Origin of the sequence: Ornithinimicrobium sp. CNJ-824 (assembly GCF_001942405.1) — a bacterium.
In the GTDB taxonomy this organism is placed as follows: Bacteria; Actinomycetota; Actinomycetes; order Actinomycetales; family Dermatophilaceae; genus Ornithinicoccus; species Ornithinicoccus kibberensis.
Genome location: NZ_MKKA01000049.1, coordinates 1 through 1,644 on the forward strand (window position 1 = coordinate 1; position 1,644 = coordinate 1,644).

A 1,644-nucleotide genomic window follows, 5' to 3' on the forward strand; every position below is an offset into this window, starting at 1 on the left:
TGCCGCTGTGCGGGCTTTGCTGGTTCGGCGCCGTTGCGTCGAACTGCACATCGCCTTGGGCTCCTTCGCTTCACCAACGAGGCTGATATGGAGGGTCTGTTTGTCAAGTGGGCGCGCCGGATCAGCCTCGCGTTCGGCTCTTTGTGCGTGAGGTTACCGGGTCGGGGTGACCGTGGGGGTCTGCGCCTGGTCAGCGTGTCGGTGGCGACGCGTGGTCAAAGCTGATATGCGCGGGTTGGTTACCGCAGGGCCGTGTGTTCGGCGGGAGCGGGACCGCGGTCTAGAGATCGAGCGTGGGCCCGAGGCGACCCGTCCCCGCTGGGACGGTCCTCGTGCCTGCTCATAGCCTCGTCGCGGGTCGCTGCTCGGGCCCAGGTCGCTGACCCCCACGGTCAGCTTGTGGGTGGCGCGCTACTGGTCGGGCAGCACGGCCAGGGACCAGCACCAGCCGGCCAGCTCGCGGGCGACGGCGACGTTGGCCAGGACGGGGCGCTTCCTGCGCTCGGCGTAGCCGACCCAGCGCCGGTGCAGCCGGTGGTTGCCGGCCTGGGCGCGGGCGACCGCTGCGGGCGTGGCGCGCTCCCAGCGGCGGCGCAGGATCGCGGTGTGTCGGTAGGGCTTGCGGTGGTGCCAGGCCGCCTCGACCAGCAGCCGGCGCACATGGGTGTTGCCGGTCTTGGTGATCGAGCCCTGGGAGCGTCTGGTCCCCGAGGAGGACTCGGTGGGGACCAGGCCGAGGTAGGCGCCGATGCTGGAGCCGGTGAACCGGTCCCAGTCGCCGATCTCCACGGCCAGGGCGACCGAGGTCAGCGTGGAGATCCCGCGCAGGCACGCCAGCCGGGACGCCACGGGCACGTACTCGCCCTCGGTCGCCAGGACGGCGACCTGCTCGTCCAGGCGGTCCCGTCGGCCGCTGGCCAGCACGGCGCTCTCGTAGGCGTCCTCGAACGCGGTCCGGGTCCCGGGCAGCTCGAAACGCTGGCCCAGCAGCCACGCGTCGTGCTTGGCGGTCCAGGCAGCCCCGCCGGAGTAGACGATCCCGTGGCGCAGCAGCAGCTTGGACACCCGGTGCCGGGCCCGCATCAGGTCGCCCCGGGCGGCCTCCCGGGCACGGACCAGGTCGCGGGCCGACTCCTGGGCCTCGGTAGGCACCCGCACCGGCGTGTACTCATCCAGCCGAAGCAGCCGGGCCAGGTGCATCGCGTCCCGGGCATCGGTCTTGACCCGGTCCCCGGAAGGGCGGGCCAGCTTCGAGGGCGCCACCACCTCGCACCGCACCCCTGCCGCCCGCAACGCCCGCGCCAGGCCGTAACCGGTGGGGCCGGCCTCGTAGGCCGTCGCGACCGGCCCGGGCAGGCCACCCAGCCACTCCAGCACGACCTGCTGGTCAGGGACCAGCCTCGCCTTGAACACCTCGCCGGTCACGCCGTCGATCGCCGCAGCCGCGACCGACCGCGCGTGCACGTCCAGGCCGACACTCGTACGCTCTGTGAACACCGGGGCCTCCTACACCTGTGGAAAGGCCGGGCAGGCAACCTCCTGCTCGGTAACCCACGAGCATGTGTATTGGAGGCCTCGGCCCGCAACCCCCGCACGGCGCGGCGGTCACTCCATACGGTCTAAGGAAGGATCGTTCGGGTTGCC

General features: G+C 72.1%; 1 protein-coding gene. It reads right to left on the reverse strand.

The annotated features are described in order from the left end of the window. Positions 1–411: 411 nt before the first annotated feature. Positions 412–1,497 (reverse strand): IS110 family transposase, encoded by a 1,086-nt coding sequence (locus BJF81_RS12885; protein WP_075958689.1) that lies wholly within the window; start codon positions 1,495–1,497, stop codon positions 412–414. Positions 1,498–1,644 lie beyond the last annotated feature (147 nt).